This is a genomic window from Bradyrhizobium sp. 179 (genome assembly GCF_023073535.1).
Taxonomy (GTDB): Bacteria; Pseudomonadota; Alphaproteobacteria; order Rhizobiales; family Xanthobacteraceae; genus Bradyrhizobium.
In genome coordinates, this window is record NZ_JADPJR010000009.1 from 114,602 (window position 1) to 132,014 (window position 17,413).

The 17,413-nt window shown below is 64.6% G+C and carries 17 protein-coding genes; 8 read left to right on the top strand and 9 right to left on the bottom strand.

Features of this window, described 5'->3' with window-relative positions; genetic code table 11:
* Nucleotides 1-14 precede the first annotated feature (14 nt).
* The 6 genes from IVB12_RS02365 to IVB12_RS02390 all read left to right on the top strand — a co-directional run bounded on the left by IVB12_RS02365 (nucleotide 15) and on the right by IVB12_RS02390 (nucleotide 5,829).
* A complete protein-coding gene (locus tag IVB12_RS02365; RefSeq protein WP_247295242.1) occupies nucleotides 15-923 on the top strand; it encodes a DUF2189 domain-containing protein in 909 nt (302 codons plus the stop codon).
* A gap of 128 nt (nucleotides 924-1,051) precedes the next feature.
* Nucleotides 1,052-1,876, top strand: a complete 825-nt coding sequence (locus IVB12_RS02370) for a lytic murein transglycosylase (protein WP_247295243.1) — start codon at nucleotides 1,052-1,054, stop codon at nucleotides 1,874-1,876.
* 499 nt (nucleotides 1,877-2,375) lie between these two features.
* Nucleotides 2,376-2,528 (top strand): DUF1127 domain-containing protein, encoded by a 153-nt coding sequence (locus IVB12_RS02375; RefSeq protein WP_007590701.1) that lies wholly within the window; start codon nucleotides 2,376-2,378, stop codon nucleotides 2,526-2,528.
* Between the two features lie 126 nt (nucleotides 2,529-2,654).
* A complete protein-coding gene (gene trmFO / locus IVB12_RS02380) occupies nucleotides 2,655-4,082 on the top strand; it encodes a methylenetetrahydrofolate--tRNA-(uracil(54)-C(5))-methyltransferase (FADH(2)-oxidizing) TrmFO (RefSeq protein WP_247295245.1) in 1,428 nt (475 codons plus the stop codon).
* Between the two features lie 7 nt (nucleotides 4,083-4,089).
* Nucleotides 4,090-5,184 (top strand): serine/threonine protein kinase, encoded by a 1,095-nt coding sequence (locus tag IVB12_RS02385; RefSeq protein ID WP_247295247.1) that lies wholly within the window; start codon nucleotides 4,090-4,092, stop codon nucleotides 5,182-5,184.
* Between the two features lie 93 nt (nucleotides 5,185-5,277).
* Nucleotides 5,278-5,829 (top strand): CAP domain-containing protein, encoded by a 552-nt coding sequence (locus tag IVB12_RS02390; RefSeq protein ID WP_247295249.1) that lies wholly within the window; start codon nucleotides 5,278-5,280, stop codon nucleotides 5,827-5,829.
* Between the two features lie 14 nt (nucleotides 5,830-5,843).
* Here the strand turns inward: IVB12_RS02390 and IVB12_RS02395 are convergent, their stop codons facing one another.
* Nucleotides 5,844-6,317 carry a VOC family protein gene (locus IVB12_RS02395; protein ID WP_247295251.1) on the bottom strand — a complete coding sequence of 158 codons (474 nt, stop codon included), beginning with the start codon at nucleotides 6,315-6,317 and terminating at the stop codon, nucleotides 5,844-5,846.
* A 149-nt stretch (nucleotides 6,318-6,466) separates the two neighbouring features.
* On the opposite strand from IVB12_RS02395, the gene IVB12_RS02400 reads away from it, so the two are divergent.
* Entirely contained in the window at nucleotides 6,467-7,645 is a 1,179-nt protein-coding gene (locus IVB12_RS02400; RefSeq protein WP_247295253.1) for an aminotransferase class V-fold PLP-dependent enzyme, read from the top strand.
* A gap of 13 nt (nucleotides 7,646-7,658) precedes the next feature.
* Here IVB12_RS02400 and IVB12_RS02405 read toward each other — a convergent pair whose 3' ends face one another.
* The 6 genes from IVB12_RS02405 to yajC form a co-directional block, all read right to left on the bottom strand.
* Nucleotides 7,659-8,903 (bottom strand): threonine ammonia-lyase, encoded by a 1,245-nt coding sequence (locus IVB12_RS02405; protein WP_247295255.1) that lies wholly within the window; start codon nucleotides 8,901-8,903, stop codon nucleotides 7,659-7,661.
* Nucleotides 8,904-8,948: 45 nt separating this feature from the next.
* A complete protein-coding gene (locus IVB12_RS02410) occupies nucleotides 8,949-9,812 on the bottom strand; it encodes a phytoene/squalene synthase family protein (RefSeq protein ID WP_247295257.1) in 864 nt (287 codons plus the stop codon).
* Nucleotides 9,809-10,192: an MTH938/NDUFAF3 family protein gene (locus tag IVB12_RS02415; protein WP_148777937.1), complete on the bottom strand. Its 384-nt coding sequence runs from the start codon at nucleotides 10,190-10,192 to the stop codon at nucleotides 9,809-9,811. Before IVB12_RS02415 ends, IVB12_RS02410 begins: the two co-directional genes overlap by 4 nt.
* 60 nt (nucleotides 10,193-10,252) lie before the next feature.
* The gene (secF, locus tag IVB12_RS02420) at nucleotides 10,253-11,272 is read right to left on the bottom strand and encodes a protein translocase subunit SecF (RefSeq protein ID WP_247276025.1); all 1,020 of its coding nucleotides are present in this window, start codon (nucleotides 11,270-11,272) and stop codon (nucleotides 10,253-10,255) included.
* A gap of 10 nt (nucleotides 11,273-11,282) precedes the next feature.
* Nucleotides 11,283-12,887, bottom strand: coding sequence for a protein translocase subunit SecD (gene secD / locus IVB12_RS02425; RefSeq protein WP_247295260.1), 1,605 nt, complete (start codon nucleotides 12,885-12,887; stop codon nucleotides 11,283-11,285).
* A gap of 66 nt (nucleotides 12,888-12,953) precedes the next feature.
* Nucleotides 12,954-13,322 (bottom strand): preprotein translocase subunit YajC, encoded by a 369-nt coding sequence (yajC, locus tag IVB12_RS02430; RefSeq protein ID WP_247295263.1) that lies wholly within the window; start codon nucleotides 13,320-13,322, stop codon nucleotides 12,954-12,956.
* 181 nt (nucleotides 13,323-13,503) lie between these two features.
* Here yajC and IVB12_RS02435 point away from each other — a divergent pair, with 181 nt between their 5' ends.
* On the top strand, nucleotides 13,504-14,520 hold the full coding sequence (locus tag IVB12_RS02435; RefSeq protein WP_247295265.1) for an ATP-binding protein: 1,017 nt from the start codon (nucleotides 13,504-13,506) through the stop codon (nucleotides 14,518-14,520).
* Nucleotides 14,521-14,561: 41 nt separating this feature from the next.
* Here the strand turns inward: IVB12_RS02435 and IVB12_RS02440 are convergent, their stop codons facing one another.
* Complete coding sequence (locus tag IVB12_RS02440; RefSeq protein ID WP_247295267.1) at nucleotides 14,562-15,740, bottom strand: IS481 family transposase; 1,179 nt, start codon at nucleotides 15,738-15,740, stop codon at nucleotides 14,562-14,564.
* A 193-nt stretch (nucleotides 15,741-15,933) separates the two neighbouring features.
* Entirely contained in the window at nucleotides 15,934-17,313 is a 1,380-nt protein-coding gene (locus IVB12_RS02445; RefSeq protein WP_247295269.1) for a peptidoglycan DD-metalloendopeptidase family protein, read from the bottom strand.
* Nucleotides 17,314-17,413 lie beyond the last annotated feature (100 nt).

Genomic DNA, 17,413 nt, shown 5'->3' on the forward strand with positions numbered 1-17,413 from the left:
GGGAGCTAGCGACCATGGCCACACTCTACCAGGGCAATGTCCCCGGCACCGCCCGGACCGCGGAAGCGGCTGGACCGGTGATCCGAACCATCCAATTGTCCGACCTGCACGACGCGCTGAAGCGCGGCTGGGAGGATTTCAAGGCCATTCCGAGCCACGCCATCATCCTCTGCGTGATCTATCCGGTGCTCGGCCTCGTGCTCGCCCGTGTGGTGATGGGCTACTCGGTGCTGCCGCTGCTGTTTCCCCTGGCTGCGGGTTTCGCATTGATCGGCCCCTTCGCGGCGCTCGGTCTCTACGAGCTCTCCAGCCGGCGCGAACGCCATGAGGAGGCCACCGCCTGGGATGCCATGGAGGTGCTGCGCTCGCCGTCGTTCGGTGCGATGCTCGGCCTCGGCACGTTGCTGCTCGCTCTGTTCGTGACCTGGGTCGCGACCGCGCAGGCGATCTACGTTGCGGCATTCGGCTATGAGGGCGTGACCGGTATCTCGGATTTCCTGACGCGCGTTCTGACGACGCGGCAGGGCTGGTGGCTGATCGTGGTCGGCTGCGGCACGGGCTTCCTATTCGCGCTCGCCGCGCTCTGCATCAGTGCCGTCTCGTTCCCCTTGATGCTCGACCGCCATGCCGGAGCATTCGAGGCAATGAGCACCTCGCTGCTCGTCGTTGCGAAGAACCCGGTGCCGATGGCAGCCTGGGGCTTAATCGTGGCAGTGTTGCTGGCGCTCGGAACGATCCCGGCGTTCCTCGGCCTCGCCGTGGTGATCCCGGTGCTCGGCCATGCCACCTGGCATCTCTACCGCAAGGTGATCGTGTCCGATCCAGGCGCTCGTCCCGTGCCGCCTCCGCCGCATCGTCCGCGCAAGCCCGCCGCCGATTTCCCCGCCAACCTCTTCCCCTGGCGGAATAGGACGGACGCCTGACGACATCGTGACGTGCGATCCTGCCCGGCCCGGGCAGGATCGCGCGCCGTCACACGCCTTGCTTTGGCCGCGGTTGCAACCGAGATTATGCGCGCCGGTCTGATCACTCACGGAATCCATTTCATCTGATGACCACGACGATTTCTCGTCTGGCTCTCGCAGCCCTCGCCCTCTCCGCGTCCATCCTGTCAGCCCAGCCAGTGCTCGCCGCTGTTGCCTGCGGCTCCGGCAATTTCGACGCCTGGCTTGCGGACTTCAAAACCGATGCTGCGGCCAAGGGCATCTCGCAACAGGCCATTGCATCGGGACTTGCGGGCGTGACGCTCGATCAGGGCGTCCTCAATCGCGACCGTTCGCAAAAGGTCTTCAGCCAGACCTTTGAGGAGTTTTCCGGCCGCATGGTGCCGCCCCGCATGCAGCGCGGCTCCAACATGATGAAGCAATACGGCTCGGTGCTCTCGCGCATCGAGCAGGCTTACGGCGTCCCGGGCGAGGTGCTGGTCGCGATCTGGGGCCTTGAGACCGATTTCGGCGTCAACACCGGCAAGTTCGCCACGATCCGCTCGCTGGCGACGCTGGCGTATGATTGCCGGCGCTCCGAGCAGTTTCGCGCCGAGCTGATGGATGCTCTGCGCATCGTCGAGCGCGGCGATCTCGCTCCTGCCGAGATGAAGGGCGCCTGGGCCGGCGAGCTCGGCCAGACCCAGTTCATGCCGTCGTCCTGGGTGAAGTACGCCGTTGATTTCGACGGGAACGGCAAGCGCGACCTCTTGCACAACGTGCCCGACGTGCTCGCCTCCACCGCCAATTATCTCGCCGGCTATGGCTGGCAGCGCGGCAAGGATTGGCAGCCGGGCAGTCCGAACTTCGCGGTGCTCCAGCAGTGGAACAAGAGCGAGGTCTATTCCAAGACGGTGGCTTATTTCGCCACCCAGCTCGCGCGCGCTCCGTAAGCCCCGCGATGGAACGCGGAAGGCCGATCGGTCGGCGACTGGCCTTCTCTGGATGCCCTCCTCGCGGCGTGCATCACCTTTTCGCATGCACCCGCCCGTCCAGTCCTCTCCGCAACGGAACGAATCGCAGCGCAGTCGGAAAACGTGAATGTTTATTCACTCCTATATTCCTAAAGGGATGCGAATAGCGCATGCCGAGCTTGAGTCTAGACGCTGCAGACCTGCTAGCGGATCGGTGGGCGGAAACATATTTCCGCAATGCATTAAACTGCGCATTCCGTAGTACTCCGTGAAATAACGGGCATTACCTCACCGGAATCTGCCTCACGACAGGATTGAGCGCGAAAGCCCGCAGGTTAATTGTCAGTTATTATTGCTATGCATTCATCGCCTAGCTGCATCGCAACATCGGAACTTTCGCACTGCACTACCCTCACCTATATTCATTTCAACGACGCAGCCCCGGGCAAGGGCTGAATCGAACTACAGGAGACTACCAATGCTGCTCTCGCTCATCCGCATGATCCAGGCATTCCGGGACTATCAGCGCAATGTTGCCGAGCTGTCCCAGCTCAGCGATCGCGAACTGGCCGACATCGGCCTCGATCGCTCGGATATCCCGCGCGTTGCCGCCGGCCAGTATCAGGGCTGATATCGTTCAGCCGTTCACCGGACGAACCGATAGCGCCCGCCTCGTGCGGGCGTTATCGCTTCTGATGGCAGAAAACTCGATCTCGGCGATTCCACTGGCCGCCGAAAAGCGCTACCTGTCCGCCCCATGACAGGATCCCGATCGAACATCGTGCACGTGATCGGCGCCGGCCTTGCCGGTTCCGAAGCCGCCTGGCAAGTGGCCAAATCCGGCGTGCCCGTGGTGCTGCACGAAATGCGGCCGACCCGCATGACCGAGGCGCACCGCACCGACGGGCTCGCCGAGCTTGTCTGCTCCAATTCGTTCCGCTCGGATGATGCCGCCAACAACGCGGTCGGCCTGCTGCATGCGGAGATGCGCCGGCTCGACTCGCTGATCATGCGCGCGGCCGATGCCAACCAGGTGCCCGCGGGCGGCGCCCTGGCCGTGGACCGCGACGGCTTCTCTGCGGCGGTCACCGCGGCCCTGAACGACCACCCCAAAATCGAGATCGCCCGCGGCGAGGTCGCAGGCCTGCCGCCGTCCGACTGGAGCAACGTCATCGTTGCGACCGGCCCCCTCACCTCTGCGCCGCTGGCCCATGCCATCCGCGAACTGACCGACGAAAATGCGCTCGCCTTCTTCGACGCCATCGCGCCGATCGTGCACCGCGAGTCCATCGACATGTCGGTGGCCTGGTTCCAGTCGCGCTACGACAAGGTCGGTCCTGGCGGCAACGGCGCCGATTACATCAACTGCCCGATGACCAAAGAGCAGTATGACGGCTTCGTCGCAGCGCTGATCGCCGGCGAGAAGACCGAGTTCAAGGAGTGGGAGACCAACACGCCCTATTTCGACGGCTGCCTGCCGATCGAGGTCATGGCGGAGCGCGGTCCCGAGACGCTGCGCCACGGCCCGATGAAGCCGGTTGGCCTGACCAATCCGAACGATCCGAGCACGAAGCCTTACGCAATCGTGCAACTGCGCCAGGACAACAAGCTCGGCACGCTCTACAACATCGTCGGCTTCCAGACGAAGCTGAAATATGGCGAGCAGCAGCGCATCTTCCGCACCATACCGGGACTGGAGAAGGCTGAATTCGCCCGCCTCGGCGGCCTGCATCGCAACACCTTCCTCAATTCGCCAAAGCTGCTCGACGGCCAGTTGCGCCTGCGCGCGCAGCCGCGGCTGCGCTTTGCCGGCCAGATGACGGGCTGCGAGGGCTATGTGGAATCCGCCAGCGTCGGCCTCATCGCCGGTCTCTATGCGGCCGCCGACGCGCGCGGCGAGACGCTGGCGAGCCCGCCCAGCACGACGGCGCTGGGATCGCTGCTTGGCCACATCACCGGCGGTCATATCGAAACCATCGAGGCCGGCACGCGCTCGTTCCAGCCGATGAACATCAATTTCGGCCTGTTCCCGCCGCTCGCGACCGCGCCGACAAAAAAGCCAGACGGCACGCGGCTGCGCGGCAACGAGAAGACGGTGGCCAAGAAGCAGGCGCTGAGCGCACGCGCGCTCGCCGATCTCGATCGCTGGATCGCCGACCACTTGCGCATTGCCGCCGCCGCGTGAGTTTTCGATGAGCCTCCCCCAAGACGACGCCGCGGAGCTGTCGGCGCGCTGGACCGAGGGCGTGCTGCTCAAGCGCGACGTGTTCTCGACCGTCGAGCGCGGCCGCTTCCGCAGCGAGAACGGCGAGGTCGACGCGGTGCTGCGCCGTCTCGACGAGGTGCCGTGGTGGTCGTTCCTCTTGGCACGCCACCTGTTCGCGCGCGAGAAGCATGCGCTCGCGCGCGCCAAAGGCCTCAACGTCGGTCCGGAGCTGCTATGGGCCGGACGCCGCGCGCTGGTGCGCGGCTTCGTTGATGGCGTCGCGCTGCATCTGGCCAAGCCGCATGGCGACCTCGCCTATTTCCGCTCGGCCAAGGCCGCGCTGCGGCGGCTTCGCCGCGCCGGCATCTGCCACAACGATCTCGCCAAGGAGCAGAACTGGCTGGTCGGTCGCGACGGCCGCGCCTATGTCACCGACTTCCAGCTCGCCGCCTGCTTTGCGCGGCGCGGCCGGTTCTACCGCATCCTGGCCTATGAAGATCTCCGGCACCTGCTCAAACACAAGCGCTCCTACGCGCCCGAGGCGTTGACGCCGCGCGAGCGAAAGATCCTTGCGAAGAAGTCATTCGCCGCGAGCCTGTGGCTCGCCACCGGCAAGAAGGTCTATCGCGCCATCACACGTGGCCTATTCAATTTCACCGATCGCGAGGGTGGTGGCCGCCGCCTCGTCAACGACGCGCCGGTACTGTTGGAGCTGATCCGCAAGAATCCGGCCGTGCGCGACACCGCCATCGTCGCCTTCGCCGACCGCCGCTCCGGCGTCGGGCTCTATGCCTTCGTCGAAGCCGACCAGGCCGCGCTCGAAGGCGAGCTCCGCAACGAGATTGCGGCCGCCAAGGGCCCCAAGCCGCCGGAACACATCCAGGTCGTGCACGCCCTGCCCCGCGACAGCAGCGGCAAGCCGCGCACCGAGGTCCTGCAACTGGTCGCCATGAACCAGCTCGACCTGATCGAGCCGATGATGAAGAACGACCAGGACCGTGCCTTCCTCAAGGACATCCTGGAGCAGCGTAAGAACCTGCGCGACCGCTTCAATTTCGAGGCGGACCTGCCGACGAGCTAAGGTCCCGCGCGCCTTGAAGCGTCCACAATGGCGATAGAGAAGCGGTCGGGCAAAGGCAGACTTGGTGGGGTCATGGGTGCTTGGGGAACGATGATGCATCGTGTGGTTGGCGGGGTGATCGCGGGACTTATGTTGCTGACAAGCGCGCCCGCAATGGCGGAATCCCCGGCCGAGCTGATCTCGAGCTTCCGCCTTAAGCACGGAGAGGTCCCCGTCGTGCGCGACGCCACGCTCGATCGCATCGCCATGGATCAGGCCCGCGCGATGGCGGCCAAGGACGACCTCAGCCATGACGCACTCGGCCCGTTCAACCGCCGCGTCGCTCCGGCCGGTGCGGGCCGCGCCGCCGAGAACATCGCCTATGGCTACGACAATTTCGAGAAAACCCTGGGACAGTGGATCGACTCCTCCGGGCACCGCAAGAACCTGCTGCTGCACAACGCCTCGCGCGTCGGCATCGCGAGCGCCAAGAACGCCAGCGGCAAGCGCACCTATTGGGCGATGGTGATCGCCGGCGATTACGAGCCGAAGGGCAAGAGAAAGAAAGACAAGGAGCCGCTGGTTGCCGTGAAGCGCGAGGCCGCGCCCGCAGGCAAGCCCAAATCCAGCGGCTGCCACATCAAGCTACTCAGCCTCTGCATCTGAGGCCGGGGGCAATTTCAGCCGCGGCGCGTTGCCTCGATGGCGGCGACGTCGATTTTCGTCATCCCCATCATCGCGTCGAAGCTGCGCTTGGCCTCAGGGCCGCCGGCCGCCAGCGCTTCGATCAATACACGCGGCGTGATCTGCCAGGAAACGCCCCATCTGTCCTTGCACCAGCCGCACGCACTCTCCTGCCCGCCATTGCCGATAATGGCGTTCCAGTAGCGATCTGTCTCCTCCTGATCGTCAGTGGCGATCTGGAACGAGAAGGCTTCGTTGTGCTTGAACACGGGACCGCCATTGAGGCCGAGACAAGCAACGCCAGCCACGGTGAATTCGACGGTCAAAACATCGCCCGCCTTGCCGGACGGGTAATCGCTGGGCGCGCGGTGAACGGCACTCACGGCGCTGTCTGGAAAGGTCTTAGCATAAAAGCTTGCAGCAGCCTCGGCGTCTTTGTCGTACCAGAGGCAGATCGTGTTCTTCGCCATCGCGCTTCCTTTCAGTTTCCCAAACGCCATCACGCTCTGTCAGCATAGGCATCTGGATCGGCGTGCTCCAGCCGCACCTTCCTTTGCCCGTCTTGCGCGCGTGCGTCATTGTGTCTTAGCTTCAGGACCCCAAATTGGCAGGCTCTCACTTGATCGATATCGACCAGATACGTTCCGACACGCCGGCCGCCTCCCGGCTCGCGTATCTCCACAACGCCGGCGCGGCACTTATGCCGGCGGCCGTCGTCGCGGCGATGAAGCAGCACATCGATCTGGAGAGCGATATCGGCGGCTATGCCGCCGCCGATCAGGAAGCGCGCCGCCTTGAAGCGGTCTACGGCTCGGTGGCGCGGCTGATCAATGCCGCACCGGATGAGATCGCCCTCGTGGAGAACGCAACCGTTGCCTGGCAGATGGCGTTCTATGCTCTTCAGTTTCGCAAGGGCGATCGCATCCTGACCGCAGAGGCGGAATATGCCGCCAATTATGTTGCGTTCCTTCAAGTCGCCAAACGTACAGGCGCGGTCATCGAAGTCGTGCCCAGCGATGCCAGCGGCGAGCTTGATGTTCACGCGCTCGAACGCATGCTCGACGAGCGCGTGAAGCTGATCGCCATCACCTGGGTTCCAACAAATGGCGGGCTGGTCAATCCCGCGGCGGCCGTCGGCAGGATCGCGCGGGCATACGGCATTCCCTATCTGCTCGACGCCTGCCAGGCGATCGGTCAGATGGAGGTCGATGTCGAAGCCATCGGCTGTGACATGCTGTCGGCCACGGGGCGCAAATTCCTGCGCGGCCCGCGCGGCACCGGCTTTCTCTATGTCCGCCGAGCGATGCTGCAAGGGCTCGAGCCGCCGATGATCGACCATTTCGCCGCGCCCTGGGTCTCGCGCGATGAATATCGACTCCGCGATGATGCGCGCCGTTTCGAAACCTGGGAAAACAACTACGCGGCGCGGCTCGGCCTGGGAGCTGCCGCCGATTATGCTCTCGCGATCGGCCTTGGTCCGATCGAACAGCGCTGCCGCTTGCTTGCAGACCGCCTTCGCAGTGGCCTCGCCTGCATTCGCGGCATCAAAATACGCGACCTCGGCCGCGCGCCGGGCGCCATCGTCAGCTTCACGATGGATGGGCATGAAGCGGATGCCATCGTCAGCAGCGCTGCTGCGGCCGGGATTACGATCGGCGCCTCGGATCCGTCGAGCACCCGCATCGACGCAGAAATCCGCGCGCTGCCGCCGGTCGTGCGCGCTTCTCCGCACTACTACAACACGGAAGCCGAGATCGACGGACTGATCGGGCACCTCGCGGGTTTAGCACCGCGATAGCCGGGCGCGCCGCTCACGTGCAGCGCGCGCTCAACCCGGACGCGCTGAGCCTTGCCATCACCTCGTCGAGATGGGCGCTGTCGCGGGTCTCGATGACCAGTTGTAGCAGCGTCGCCTTGGCCGGCAGGTCTGAGAACGTCCGCTGATGCGAGACCTCGATGATGTTGGCACCGGCTTCAGCGAGCAGCGCGGCCACCGCGGCCAATTGCCCGGGCCGGTCAGGAATATCGAGCGAAAGCTGGGTCAGTCGCCCCTCGCGCGCGAGTTCACGGGTCAGAACCGAGGCGATTAGCCTCGTATCGATGTTGCCGCCACTCAGCACCAGGCCCACTTTCTGGCCGGCGAAGCGGGATGGATCGGACATCAGCGCGGCAAGGCCGGCGGCACCGGCACCCTCGACCACCGTCTTCTCGATTGAGATCAGGGTCGCCACAGCGCGCTCGAGCTCCGCTTCGTTCACGAGGGCAATGTCGTCGACGAGGCGCCGGACGATCTCGGTGGTGATCTTGCCGGGCGATTTGACCGCGATGCCTTCGGCGAGCGTGTCGCCGCGCGCCGGCAGATTCCCATCATGGATGGCGTTGTACATCGAAGGATAGAGCCAGGCCTCGACGCCCAGGATTCGTAGCGACGGTTTGATGGACTTGGCGGCAATGGCGATGCCGCTGATTAGCCCGCCGCCGCCGATCGGGACGACCATCGTATCGAGTTCCGGCACTGCCTTCATCATCTCCAGCCCGACGGTGCCCTGCCCGGCGATCACCAGCGGATCGTCGTAGGGATGGACGAAGATCATGCCGCGCGCCTCACCGTGGTTCCGCGCGAACGCGGCCGCCTCCTCCAGGGTCGCGCCGGTGACCACCACCTCCGCGCCGTTGTGCTTCGTGTTTTCGATCTTCACCATGGGCGTGCCGATCGGCATGACGATGGTGGCGGGAATGTTGAGCCTTCTCGCGTGATAGGCGACGCCCTGTGCGTGGTTACCTGCCGACATCGCGATGACGCCGCGCGCACGCTCCTCCGGCGTCAGCGCGGCGAGCCGGTTGAGGGCGCCGCGCTCCTTAAACGAGGAGGTGAATTGAAGGTTCTCGAATTTGAGCCAGATGTCGCAGCCGCAGATGTTGCTCAGGGTTCGGCTGTAGCTACAGGGCGTTTCAACGACGGCACCCCGGATGGTCTCGGCGGCCGCATGGATGTCGCTTGGTGCAACCGGAAAGTCGCCGAGATCGGAGGTCAAGCTTTGGGACAAGTCAGCCATAGGACAGCATAGAGCATTTGGCCGCCTCAGGCGATAAGCCGGCTCCTATTTGGTAAATTCCCTGGAGCGCGAAGCCCGCCACAGCGTCCACAGCGTCCGCAGCCGCGAGGCCGGCGGCGGCGCGAACGGATTGCGCCCAGGTAGGGACAGGCGCTTGAGATCGGCCCGGACCTGGCTCAGCAGCAGAAACGCAGGCCGTACGGACGGCGGTACCTGCGGCAGCAGCGACGAGGCCGTGGTCAGATGCTGCCGCGCCTCGCCTGCGAGTTGATCCAGCACGGCGCGCAGACCCGGCGTCGCCTTGCCGGCGAACACATCCTCCATGTTGCAGTTGTGGCTCGCCAGAATCTGCTGTGGCAGGAACAATCGCCGGTGCGCCGCATCACGCGGCAGTTTGGCAATGACATCGACGATACCCTGGGCCAGCCCGGCATGACGGGCGAGGTGCTCGACTGACTCCGAGGGCGGCGCCATGATCCGGGCTGCGAGAGCAAACAGTGCCGATGAGGTCGCCGCCAGATAGCCCTCCAGTGCCGCCATGGTCGGCATCGGATCGTTGTAGAGATCGAACTGGTGCTCGTCGGCGAGCAGCGACAGCGGCTCGACCGGCAGGTCGTAATCGCGGATCGCGCGGAGCAACTCCGCCGCCACCGGGTTGCCCTCGGCGCTGCCATGGACATGGCCTGACAGCATGTCGGTCCACCATTGCAGGCGAATCTCGCCGGGCAAGGGTTGGCTCACCTGGTCGCGAACGCGCACGATCTCGGCATTGAACGCATAGAGCGCCAGCAGCGCGCGGCGCTCTGCGGCGGGAACGAACAGCGTCGCAACATAACGCGGAAAGTCATGGCTACGCACGAGATCGGCGCAGAAGGCAACCGAGTCGGGCGACGCCGCGGTGCTGCTCATGGCACCGCGATCAGCGCGGCCGCGACGCGGCGCCGCTCGCCGATCATGATGTTGTAGGTGCGCACAGCGGGACCGGTCTGCATCGTGTCCAGCACCACCCTCACCGCCTTCAAGGCCTGCCGCAGTTCCGGCGGCGGCAGCCAAACCCCCGTTCCGGTGCCGACCAGAAGCGTGTCGATGCTGTTGGCCGCCGCGAACACGCGATCCAGCGAATAGCGGTCAATCCTGGTGGGATCCGTCACGTCCCAGGCCCATATCGCGTCCGGCAGGCACAGCAGCGATCCCCGATGTGACATGCCGGCGAAAGCGAAGCCGCCCTTGCCATAGGCCTCAATTGGCGCCGAGCGCGGGAAGTGGGGTGCGTTGGGGTCGCCGGCCATGAGCTCCGCCCGAATTGGCTTACTACCCCCGCAAACGCGTGCGAGCGTGCGCGGTTCGGATCATGCCTTGTTTTTCTTCGCCGGCGTAGCCGTATCGGGCGCATCCTCGCGATGCTCGCCGACGCCGAGATAGATCAGAATCGGGGCCGCGATGAAGATCGAGGTGTAGGTGCCGACCAGCACCACGCCGAACATCATCACCGCGGTGAAGCTGTGGATGGCATGACCGCCGAACAGCAATAGCGCGAGCAGTGCCAGCGTCACCGTGACGTGGGTGATGATGGAGCGCGACAGCGTGGAGTTGATGGACTCGTTGAGCAGCTGCGGCATCGGCATCTTCTTGTAGCGCCGCAGCATTTCGCGGATGCGGTCGTAGATGACGACGGTGTCGTTGAGCGAATAGCCGAGAATGGTCAGCAGCGCGGCGATACTGGTCAGATCGAAATCGACCTGGCTGATCGACATGAAGCCGATGGTGAGCACGATGTCGTGCACGTTGGCGATCATCGCGCCCAGCGCAAACTGCCATTCGAATCGGAACCAGAGATAGATCAGGATCGCGATGATCGCGAGCATCAGGCCGAGCATGCCGTAGGCCAGGAGCTCACCAGACACGCGCGGGCCGACGACCTCGACCCGGCGGTATTCGACGGAATCGCCGAGCGCAGTGCGGACCTTCTGCACGGCCTCTTGCTGAGCAGCGTCGCCGCCGGGCTGCTCCGCAACGCGGATCAGAACATCCGCGGGACCACCGAATTGCTGCAGCTGGACTTCGCCGAGACGCAGGCCGTCGAGCGTCGTGCGCATCGCCGCGATGTCGGCGGTACCGGACTTGGCCTGCACCTCGAGCAAGGTACCACCGCGGAAGTCGATGCCGAAATTCAGGCCGTGGGTGAAGAACAGCGTGATCGCGACGATCGACAGCGCCGCCGAGATCGGGAAGCTGATGCGGCGGAAGCGCGTGAAGTCGAAATGCGTATCGTCCGGGACGATGCGCAGCGACGGCAAGAGGCCGAGGGCCGCGACCACGGTGAGAATGGCAATGAGGACGCCGAGCCCGATGAGAACGGTGTGAGTCACGATCAGGCTCCTAGATCGGCACGCTCTGCGGCCGCTTCCACCGCACCCACCAGGCGACGATCAGCCGGGTCAGGGTGAAGGCGGTGAACACCGTGGTGATGATGCCGATGCCGAGCGTCACGGCAAAGCCGCGCACCGGGCCGGTGCCGATGTAGAACAGCACGGCGGCAGCAATGAAGGTAGTGATGTTGGAATCGAGGATGGTCGCCAGCGCCCGCTTGAAGCCGGCGTCGATCGCCGAGATTGCGTTGCGGCCGGCGCGCAGCTCCTCGCGAATGCGCTCGTAGATCAGCACGTTGGAGTCGACGGCGATGCCGACGGTAAGCACGATGCCGGCGATGCCGGGCAGCGTCAGCGTGGCGTTGAGCAGCGACAGCAGGCCGAAGATCATCGCGACGTTGATCGCCACCGCGACATTCGCGAACACGCCGAACAGCCGGTAGGTCACAAGCATGAACACGATGACGAGGATCGACCCGACGTAGGCCGCAAGCTCACCCTTCTCGATCGAGTCCTGGCCGAGACCCGGACCGACAGTGCGTTCCTCGACCACCGTGAGCGGCGCCGGCAGCGCGCCGGCGCGCAAGAGGATCGCGAGATCGTTGGCCGATTGCACGGTGAAATTGCCGGAGATCTGGCCCTGGCCGCCGGTGATCGGCTCGCGGATGACGGGCGCCGAGATCACCTTATTGTCGAGCACGATCGCGAACGGCAGTCCCACATTCTCTTGGGTCGCCTGAGAGAATTTGCGCGCGCCCGACGTATTGAACTTGAAGCTGACGACCGGCTCACCCGTGCGCTGGTCGAAGCTTGCCTGGGCGTCGGTCAGGTCGCCGCCGGCGACCAGCACCTGCTTCTTGACCACGTAAGGTGTCGGCGGCGGGGACGCGCTCATCAACAGTTCGGATTCCGGCGGCAGCCTGCCCTGCTGCGCCTGATCCGGCGGCACGGAGGTGTCAACCATGCGGAATTCCATCTTCGCGGTCTTGCCCAGCAATTCCTTCAGGCGGGTTGGGTCCTGGAGGCCGGGGACCTGCACCAGGATGCGGTCGTTGCCCTGGCGCTGGATCACGGGTTCGACGGTGCCGAGCTCGTTGACGCGGCGTTCGACGATCTGGATCGACTGCTCGATGGTCTTGCGCATGCGATCGAGCATCGCGGCCTGCGGGATGCTCAGGCGGATCACGCCGCCACCGGCATCGGTAACCTCAAGGTCGCGCTGACCGCTCGATCCCATGAGGCCGCCCAGCGGCTGGGACAACTCCCGCAGCTTGGCGAGTGCGGCCTGCGCATCGGATTCCTTGGTGATACGAACCTCGACGGCGTCGTTGCGCACGGTAACGCCGCCGGTGAAGCCGATCTTGGCATCGCGCAGCGTCCGGCGAACGTCGTCGCGGACCTGATCGAGCCTCTCTTTCTTCACATAAGCGGAGTCGACCTCGAGCAGCAGATAGGAGCCGCCCTGGAGGTCGAGGCCGAGCACGAGCCGGCGCTGGGCCCAGGCGGGCCAGGTCTTGACCTGCGCCTCAGGAAAAAAGTTGGGGACCGCGCAGAGGCACACGATCAGCGCCGTCAGGATAATCCCGAGCGCCCTCCACCGCGTGAAATACAACATCGACTAGACCTGTCAGATCAGGAGACTTGCAGGAGACCTATAAAGATAAAGACTCGCGGGAAGCACTCACTTCGCCGTGCTGTCGTCCTTGACGCTTTCCTTGGCGGATTCTTTGGCCGGCTCGCCCTTGGCGCGCACGCCTGAGATCATCTGGCGCATCTGCCGCACGCGCACGCCGTCGGAGATTTCGAACTCGATCTGGTCGTCGTCGACGACCTTGGTGACCTTGCCGACGAGGCCGCCCGAGGTCACCACCGTGTCGCCGCGGCGGATATTCTTCACGAGATCTGCGTGGTCGCGGACCTTCTTCTGCTGCGGACGCAGAATCAGGAAGTACATGATCACGAAGATCAGGGCGAACGGCAGCAGCGACATCAACATGCTGTTGGTGTCGCCGGCGCCCGCAGCCTGGGCATACGCAGGGGTAATCAGCATTCGGACGATCCTCGTGAGAACGGGGGGAAAGCCGGTCATGCCCTCAAGGCGACCGGTTTGGTCAAATTCGCGCGGACTATAGCGGCCATTGCCCCAATTGCAACGCTGCCAGACCGCCCTTTTGGCCACCTTGCGGCGGGTCCTCAGGCCCGATAAGGCTGCGTTCTCAGGAACTTCGGACATGCCCAAAAAACCAAGCAAAAGCCCGGCCGGCAAAGGCCCCCGTACCCCTGCCAGGCCGCCTTCCGGCGTCGCGGCAAAACGTCCCAAGGCGGCCTCGAACGCGGCCTCCAAGGCAACTCTCAAGGCAATTCTTAAGTCTGCCCCAGACCTCTCGCAGGAGCGCATCGTCCGCGCGCTGGAGAGCATTGCGGCTCACCTCGCGGCCCAGGGCAGCCCAACCCTCGAACCCGAGTCGTTCGAGCGGGCGGATGCCTATGTCTGGCACCCCGACGGCCGCCTTGCAGCAGTGCCGCGGGTCAGCCGCGTCGAGCTGTTCCTGCTGAAGGGCGTCGACCGGATGCGCGACATCCTAATGGAGAACACCGAGCGCTTCGCCAATGGCCTGCCCGCCAACAACGCCCTGCTCTGGGGCGCCCGCGGCATGGGCAAGTCATCGCTGGTGAAGGCGGCGCATGCCAGCATCAACGCGGAGCGCAAACCGGCCGACAAGCTGAAGCTGATCGAGATCCATCGCGAGGACATCGAAAGCCTGCCCGCACTGATGGAGTGCTTGCGCGCCTCCTCGTTTCGCTTCATCGTGTTCTGCGACGATCTCTCCTTCGATGGCAATGATGCGTCCTACAAGTCGCTCAAGGCCGTGCTCGAAGGCGGCATCGAAGGCCGGCCCGAGAACGTCATCCTCTACGCGACCTCCAACCGCCGCCATCTGCTGGCGCGCGAGATGATCGAGAACGAGCGTTCGACCGCGATCAATCCCGGCGAAGCGGTCGAGGAGAAGGTCTCGCTGTCGGATCGCTTCGGCCTCTGGCTGGGTTTCCACCGTTGCAGCCAGGACGAATATCTCGCCATGGTGCGCGGCTATTGCAGCCATTTCGGCATCAAGGTCGACGACGAGGCGCTGGAGCGCGAGGCGCTCGAATGGTCGACCACGCGCGGCTCGCGCTCAGGCCGCGTTGCCTGGCAGTTCGTGCAGGAGCTGGCGGGCCGGCTCGGCGTGAAGCTGACCGTGAACTGAGCAAGTCGCCACATTCTCAATTGTCATCGCCCGCGAAATGTTTAGACCGGAGACATAGCTGACGCCTGTTCGGACACATCACTGACAGTTTGGTCTTTGGTCAAGTCGATTGATGCGACCTGCCAGCTGGCAAAGAAGATTCCGTAACGACCGTCTCGGTCGAGTGGCCTGACGGCCAGTTGCTCGCCGCAGAAGGCTTGAGGAACTTTCCACATTCGCCCTTTGAAGGCGATGTAGCTCCGCGTCGAGGAGACGGTGCGAACGATCTCCCCTGCGTCGTATTGGACCTTTGGCACACGTTCCGGCATGGCGCGAGAACTCGGCCGGTAGCGATCGGCGGGGATACCCATGCCGAGGCTGTCATGTGGCCGCTCCAGATTGTAGATCGTGCGCCAATTGTCGAGGGCGCGCTGAACTTCAGCCAAGGTGCGGAACGTGCGCAGGGCGAACACTTGCGCTTTCAAGCTGCGATGGAAGCGTTCGTTCTTGCCTCTGCCCTGCGGATGACGCGGCCTGGCATGGACCACCCTGACGCCGAGCTTGAGCAGCCACACCTTCAGCGCGGTCCAGCGAGCACCGGAGGTGTCGCCCCAGGGGGAGCCGTTATCGAGGTAGAAGGCCTCCGGCAGCCCATAGCATCGGAAGGTGTCAGTCAGATGCTTCTGCACGTCAGGACGCTGCTCGTTGGCGCATGCCTTAAGGCACAAGGCATAGCGCGAATGGTCATCGACCATGGTGAGCGGATGGCAACGCCTCCCGTCGGTAAGCGGCGTGTGGCCCTTGAAATCCATCTGCCAGAGCTGATTGGGTGCGTCCTTTTCGAACCGGTGGCCTGAAGGGCTCGGCGCGGCCTTTTGGCTCGGCTTGATCCGCTCGTTCCGGCACAGGATCTGATGCACCGTGGAGGGCACCGGCACGGTCGGGCCTTCGCGCTTCAGGCAATGGGCAATCTTGCGCGCTCCCCAGGCCGGATGCTTGTCACGCATGGCAAGAACCCGCGCCTCGATCTCAGGCACGCTCCGCTTGGGCATCCTCTGAGGCCGGCGGGACTGATCCGCCAGTTCATGGTCTCCAGCCTGCCAACGCTTCAGCCATTTGTAACCCACATCAGGACTGATCCCGAACCGCCGACACAACTCCCGCCGGTTCGCTCCTTCCTGCAAAGCAAGCCGCACAAACTCGCGTCGCTGATCCATTACCGACACCTCGTTCCAGGGCATGGACGGCCTCCCGAATCGACCACTCCAGCCATTTTGATGTGTCAGCTATGTCTCCGAACACCTGTCAGTGATCTGTCCGGTCTAAACAGAAAGCGGGCGATCCAGTATTCCAGAGACCTTTGTGATCGACCGAGAGGCCGCAGCATACTGGGTGTCGGGCGACAACCCCCTTATTGCGGCGGCTATTTAGGCCTCACGCCCCGTTCAGGAATTGAAGAGGATCAACCGGGCTCGATCCCTTGCGGATCTCGAAGTGGAGCTGCGGCGACGCCACCTCCCCGGATTGACCCGACTTGGCAATGATCTGACCGCGCTTGATGGTATCGCCGCGCTTCACCAGCAGCTCACTCGCATGGGCATATGCCGTGACGTAGCCGTTGGAGTGCCGAACGAGGACGAGATTGCCGTAACCTTTCAGCTCATTGCCGGAATAGGCGACGACGCCGTCTTCAGCCGCCTTCACCGGCGTCCCCTCGGGCACCGCAAGGTTGATGCCGTCATTGGACTTGCCATTGGTTTTGGCACCATAGCTCGTGACCACTTTGCCGCGCACCGGCCAGCGGAAGGTCGGCAGCGAGCCGGTGGCCTCCGCAGCCTTCGCCGGCGTCTCGGCGGCCTTCTCTTCGACATTGGCCGTGGCTTGGGCGAGGCGCGCACTCTGCACGGGCGCGGCGGCAGCGGTCATCTTGGTGGCGGGCGCCGGAGCGGCCGCGACGGGCTGGAGCGCTCCTGCAACCGGGGCGGCCGCGACTGGAGTCGCAGCAGCCGGCGCCGCGACGGCGGCGGCCTTGGCACCGGGCACGGTCAGCTTGGTGCCGAGCTTGAGCTTGGCCGAGGGCTCGAGACCATTGGCGCGCGCCAGCTCGGCCGCGGAGATGTGGTTCTTGCGGGCGATGCTGGCGAGCGTGTCGCCGCGATTGACGAAGTGCGTGCTCGGCGGCGCAGCGACAACGGCAACCGGCTTCGTCGCAGGCGCCGCCGCGACGGGAGCCATCGCGGGCGCAGCGGCCGTGCCCGCATGCGGAATGATCAGCTGCTGGCCGGGCGAGAGCGTACGCGGTCCCTTGTAGCCGTTGGCGGCGAGGATCGCCTGCGGGGTGACATGATAGCGCTTGGCGAGCACGTCGAGCGTGTCGCTGGTGCCGACGATGATCTTGGTGCCGCCAGCCGGTTGGGCCGCTGCAACGGAGCGCGGCGGCACGGTCGCCGTCGTCTCGAGATGCGGCTGCGCCGGCGCCGCAAAGGAGCCGACGCCGCGCCCGCCGCCGGACACTCCGCCGCCAGAGGCGACGGGATAGGATTGCGGGGCGGACACCGCCGGCGGCGGCAGGGGTTGGGACTGGTAGGAGCCAGGCTGCGTCTGCGGCCGCGCATATTGCGGCAGCTCACGTTGCGGCGGTGGCGCCTGCTGCACCGAGCCAGTGGATTCCGAGGCGAAAGGATTGGAGAAATTCGATTGGGACAGCCGCGACGACATGTCGGCGCTGCACCCCGCAAAACTGATGGAGATCAGCGCCAGCACCGCGACCTGCGGCACGCGGCGCGAGTAAAGCAACTCGGCGACAGCGGACATGGTTACTCACTCGTACGCAACAGAACTGGTGTTTTAAGTAAACACGCGCCGAGTAAATAACGGCTTAACCCTCCCAATAAGATGTTGGTGGCGCAGCCAA